The organism is Collinsella aerofaciens (assembly GCF_901212495.1).
Classification (GTDB): Bacteria; Actinomycetota; Coriobacteriia; order Coriobacteriales; family Coriobacteriaceae; genus Collinsella; species Collinsella aerofaciens_H.
In genome coordinates this window covers 11-4,176 of sequence record NZ_CAAKNY010000083.1, presented here as the reverse complement: position 1 = coordinate 4,176, position 4,166 = coordinate 11, and the positions used below count along the sequence as shown (strand labels likewise).

Here is a 4,166-nt window from a genome sequence, read left to right as displayed (position 1 = left end):
GACCCTCTATCCAGCTGAGGTAACGCCGCAGTGCAAGATATATAAAACCTCTTTAGCTTATTGGAGTCAAGCAAAATCTTGAACTTTTTTCCCGCGGGCCGCAATTTCTCACACTGCACCACAAGTATCAGCTCTTCTCGTGCGATCGATTGGCTTTTCGATCACATCGAACCCGGCGCCAAGCTCCCCCAGAAGCGACCTCACCCGTTGGGCACAGTCGTAGTCGGCAAACGAGATGCTCAGCATTCGGGCCACCTGATTAGAAGTTCCAACGCCATAGAAGTGCTCGAGGACAACAAGTGCCTCATGCGCCACAAACGTCTCGACCACATGCGGTGACTCCTCATAGCACCATTGCGACAATGGTCCCTCGCTCTTCTGCCGAACCACCAAGCCACCCATACCCGACGGCTCGCACGTTACCAGCAGGTGCTCCCCACCCTCATCGCTCTGGAACAAGACAACCCGTTCATCGAACAGCTCCATCACATCCCCTTTCTCTTGCTCTTAGTTAGCAAAAGCATAGCAGGTAGATGCATGTATACAGAACGTTTGTTCGTGTGTTTTCTATCGAGCTGTCCGCACGGCATGGTATAGCCGTACATAAAAAGGGCGCCCCCGAAGGAGCGCCCTTGCATATCCCCTATGCAGCCAAGTTACGCGACCGGCTCGATCTTCTCGAGACCGCCCATGTAGGGACGCAGAACCTCAGGGATCGTGATGGTGCCGTCGGCGTTCTGGTAGTTCTCCAGAATGGCGGCCATGGTGCGGCCGGCCGGCAGGCCGGAACCGTTGAGAGTGTGCAGGTAGCGCGAACCCTTGAAGTTCTCGGGGTCGCGATACTTAATGTTGGCACGACGGGCCTGGAAGTCACCGCAGTTGGAGCAGGAACTGATCTCCTTGTAGGCGTTGTAGCTCGGTAGCCAGACCTCGACGTCGTAGGTCTGACGGGCAGAGAAGCCCAAGTCACCGGTGCACAGGCTAATCACGCGATACGGCAGGCCCAGCTGCTGCAGCAGGTACTCGGCCTCGGCGGTCATGCTCTCGAGCTCCTCGTCGGACTCCTCCGGCTTAGCGAACTTGACCATCTCAACTTTGTCGAACTCGTGCTGGCGAATGATGCCGCGGGTGTCGCGGCCGGCAGATCCGGCCTCCTCGCGGAAGCAGGGGGTGAAGGCAGTGTAGCGGCGAGGCAGAGTGTCGGCGTCCAGAACCTCACCGGCATGCAGGTTAGTCAGTACGACCTCGGCGGTAGGGATCAGGAAGTTGTCGCCCGAGACGTGATAGGCGTCATCCTCAAACTTGGGCAGCTGGCCCGTACCGAACATAGTCTGACGCTTGACAACGATGGGCGGCCACCACTCCTTGAAGCCACGGCTCGTGTGCGTATCGAGGAAGAAGTTGATAAGGGCGCGCTCCAGGCGGGCGCCGGCGCCACCGAGAACGGTGAAGCGGCTGCCGGAGAGCTTGTTGCCGCGCTCGAAGTCGAGAATGTCCAGATCGGTGCCCAGATCCCAGTGCGGCTTAAAGTCGAAGTCGAACTCGCGCGGGGTGCCCCAGCGGCGACGCTCGATGTTCTCATCCTCGTCCTTGCCGTACGGCGTGGCCTCGCACGGAATGTTGGGCAGGTGAGCCATGAAGTCGTACTGCTCCTGCTCAAGAGCAGTGCGGCGCTCGGCCAGACCGTCGATCTTCTCGTTGACGGCGCGCACGGCCTCCTTGGCGGCCTCGGCCTCGTCCTTCTTGCCCTCCTTCATCAGGGCGCCAATCTTCTTGGACTCGGCGTTACGCGTGGCCTGGAGCTCCTCGACCTCGGTGATGACGGCACGGCGCTCGTCGTCGAGTTCAAAGAACTTCTCGCGATCCCAAGACGTCTGGCGATTTGCCATGGCGGTATCGATGGCATCGGGGTTCTCGCGAACAAACTTGATATCAAGCATTAGATCCTCCGGCGATATACATTCCATTTAGGTTGCAACCTTGTACATGTATGGGCAAGTATATACTTATGAGCGTTTACGACCCAACTCAACTACGCAAGAAGGCACCCAATGGACGCAGTTTTTTCCTTTTTGTTTGACACCCGCACCGGTTTTGCCATCCTTTTCGCCGGCGGCATCCTGCTGTTTGCGATTCTTGCCTTTGTAATGGAGAAGCGCACCCATAAGATGTATGTCGACCGCGGCCCCAAGTCCGAGGACGAAGAAGACAACTTCTGGGACTAACCTACTAAAAAGGGACAGGTTTATTTTGGTCGGTTTTATCTGGGCAAACGCAAGCGCCTCGCAACTGGAATTGAGCCAGTTGCGAGGCGCTTTTCGCACATACGACAAAACCGCAGGAAAAACCTGCCAAAATAAACCTGTCCCTAAATGGAAGGTTTTACTGGAGAGTGGCGTCGATTGCCTTGACCAGGGCGCTGCGCATGCCGGCGTCCTCAAGCGCCACGACGCCTTTGATGGTAGCACCGCCGGGCGAGCACACGGCATCCTTCATCGCTGCGGGATGCTGACCGGTTGCAAGCTGCAGCTTTGCCGTACCCAGCACCATCTGGCTCACAATGCGATAGGCATCGGCGCGCGGAATACCGTGTTTGACGGCCGCATCGCCCAGAGCCTCGATCGCCATGGCGACAAACGCCGGGGCGCAACCGCCCACGGTACCGCCCACAAACAGCAGACTCGTATCGAGCTCGACCACCGTGCCAAGCTTTCCGAGCAGACCGAGCACCGTGGCACGCTGCTCATCGCTAAGCGTGGAAGCCTTCTCGCAGGCGATAACGCCCTCGCCCACCGAAACCGGCGTGTTGGGCACCGTCGAGATATGAGCGACACCTGGCAGGACCTGTTCCCACTTGGTGCTATCCCAAGTCCAGGCGACCGAAAGGACAATCTTGTCGGCAAGGGCGTCCTTGAGCGGAGCGAAGACCTTCTCAATCATGTACGGCTTGACCGCCGCAACCACGATATCGGACGCGGTAACAACCTCCGCCGCATCGTGACAGGCAGCCATACCCCGCGCCTCGCAACGCTCAACCAAGGCGTCGTAGTGGCCCGCGCAGGCGCACATGTCGCCCACGGCCGCGCCGGCGGCAATCCAGCCATCGGCCATAGCGCTCGCCATATTGCCAAAACCGACAAATCCGATCTTCATATCACACAGTCCTCTCAGATGCGTTCCTCAAAAACGAAAGCCATTGTCCCACGCCATTGTTTCGTATTGCCGACCTACTTGTGATACGGCTCGCCACGGCTAATCTTGCAGGCGCGGTAGATCTGCTCCAGCAGCACCACACGCGCCAGGTTATGCGGCAAGGTAATGCGTCCAAAGCTGAGCATCTCGTCGGCGCGGGCACGTACCTCATCACTCACGCCGTCCGATCCGCCAATCACAAAGGCGATGTCGCTGTTACCACGCAACATAAGATCATCGAGCCGCGCCGAAAGCTCCTCGCTCGAGCGCTCCTTGCCCTCAATGGCCAGCAAGATCACATGCGCTCGCGGTGGCAGGGCAGCAAGAATCGCCGCGCCTTCTTTGTCGCGCGCGGCATCCACGCCGCCCGCCTTGGCCGGATCGATATCGGCCACCTCGCGCATATCTACCTTGGCATAGGCACCTAGGCGCTTGGTGTACTCGGCGCACGCGTCCTTCCAAAAGCGCTCTTTGAGCTTGCCAACGCAAACAACGGTATATTTCACGCGCGTCTACTCCTTCGACTCGTTCTGGACATACCTGGCGCTACCCTAGGATAACCGTCCGAGGCGACCTTGCGGCCCCGGTGGGAGGGGCCGTGGGCAAAAAAGGCCAAATATGAGTACTGTCACCAATTTAGTAGCAGCATTTTTGGCGCAAAAACGCCCTGTCGAACCCGAGATCATTCCAAATTGACCCGTGTTGCCTCAAACTAGAGTCAAATTAACGTACATCTGTTGCGTAAGTTTCAGAATAATGAGCTTTAGAAATGTAACTGTACTTATGGCAGTACTCATATTTGATGTTTTTTGTCCACGGGGGTTACGGACATACGAAATATCGGCATTGAATCCGTAAATACAGCCCGCCGGCGTCCTCGCCAGCTCGCTAAAAACGCGCTGCGTTTTCTTTACGCTCGCTCCTTCGCAGGTTCAAGTCCCTGCGATGGGCCCATAACAAAAGAGCCCCCATTT

General features: G+C 57.6%; 5 protein-coding genes. 1 reads left to right on the top strand and 4 read right to left on the bottom strand.

From position 1 onward, the window contains the following. Window positions 1-108: 108 nt before the first annotated feature. Together SFLMC1_RS10145 and serS are read right to left on the bottom strand one after the other, a co-directional pair. Window positions 109-486 carry a hypothetical protein gene (locus SFLMC1_RS10145; protein WP_152074051.1) on the bottom strand — a complete coding sequence of 126 codons (378 nt, stop codon included), beginning with the start codon at window positions 484-486 and terminating at the stop codon, window positions 109-111. A gap of 170 nt (window positions 487-656) precedes the next feature. Continuing rightward, window positions 657-1,940: a serine--tRNA ligase gene (gene serS, locus SFLMC1_RS10140; RefSeq protein ID WP_152074052.1), complete on the bottom strand. Its 1,284-nt coding sequence runs from the start codon at window positions 1,938-1,940 to the stop codon at window positions 657-659. Window positions 1,941-2,051: 111 nt separating this feature from the next. Here serS and SFLMC1_RS10135 point away from each other — a divergent pair, with 111 nt between their 5' ends. Then, window positions 2,052-2,225, top strand: coding sequence for a DUF6724 family protein (locus tag SFLMC1_RS10135; RefSeq protein WP_187323950.1), 174 nt, complete (start codon window positions 2,052-2,054; stop codon window positions 2,223-2,225). A 157-nt stretch (window positions 2,226-2,382) separates the two neighbouring features. On the opposite strand, the gene proC is transcribed toward SFLMC1_RS10135, so the two are convergent. Together proC and rlmH are read right to left on the bottom strand one after the other, a co-directional pair. Beyond that, a complete protein-coding gene (gene proC, locus SFLMC1_RS10130) occupies window positions 2,383-3,153 on the bottom strand; it encodes a pyrroline-5-carboxylate reductase (protein ID WP_152074053.1) in 771 nt (256 codons plus the stop codon). A gap of 74 nt (window positions 3,154-3,227) precedes the next feature. After that, window positions 3,228-3,698 (bottom strand): 23S rRNA (pseudouridine(1915)-N(3))-methyltransferase RlmH, encoded by a 471-nt coding sequence (gene rlmH, locus SFLMC1_RS10125; protein ID WP_152074054.1) that lies wholly within the window; start codon window positions 3,696-3,698, stop codon window positions 3,228-3,230. Between the last annotated feature and the right edge of the window lie 468 nt (window positions 3,699-4,166).

What these genes read in the sequence shown, in the direction of transcription:
- proC (WP_152074053.1), bottom strand. Translation starts at nt 3,153, where the DNA reads ATGAAGATCGGATTTGTCGGTTTTGGCAATATGGCGAGCGCTATGGCC.
- serS (WP_152074052.1), bottom strand. Translation starts at nt 1,940, where the DNA reads ATGCTTGATATCAAGTTTGTTCGCGAGAACCCCGATGCCATCGATACC.
- SFLMC1_RS10145 (WP_152074051.1), bottom strand. Translation starts at nt 486, where the DNA reads ATGGAGCTGTTCGATGAACGGGTTGTCTTGTTCCAGAGCGATGAGGGT.
- SFLMC1_RS10135 (WP_187323950.1), top strand. Translation starts at nt 2,052, where the DNA reads ATGGACGCAGTTTTTTCCTTTTTGTTTGACACCCGCACCGGTTTTGCC.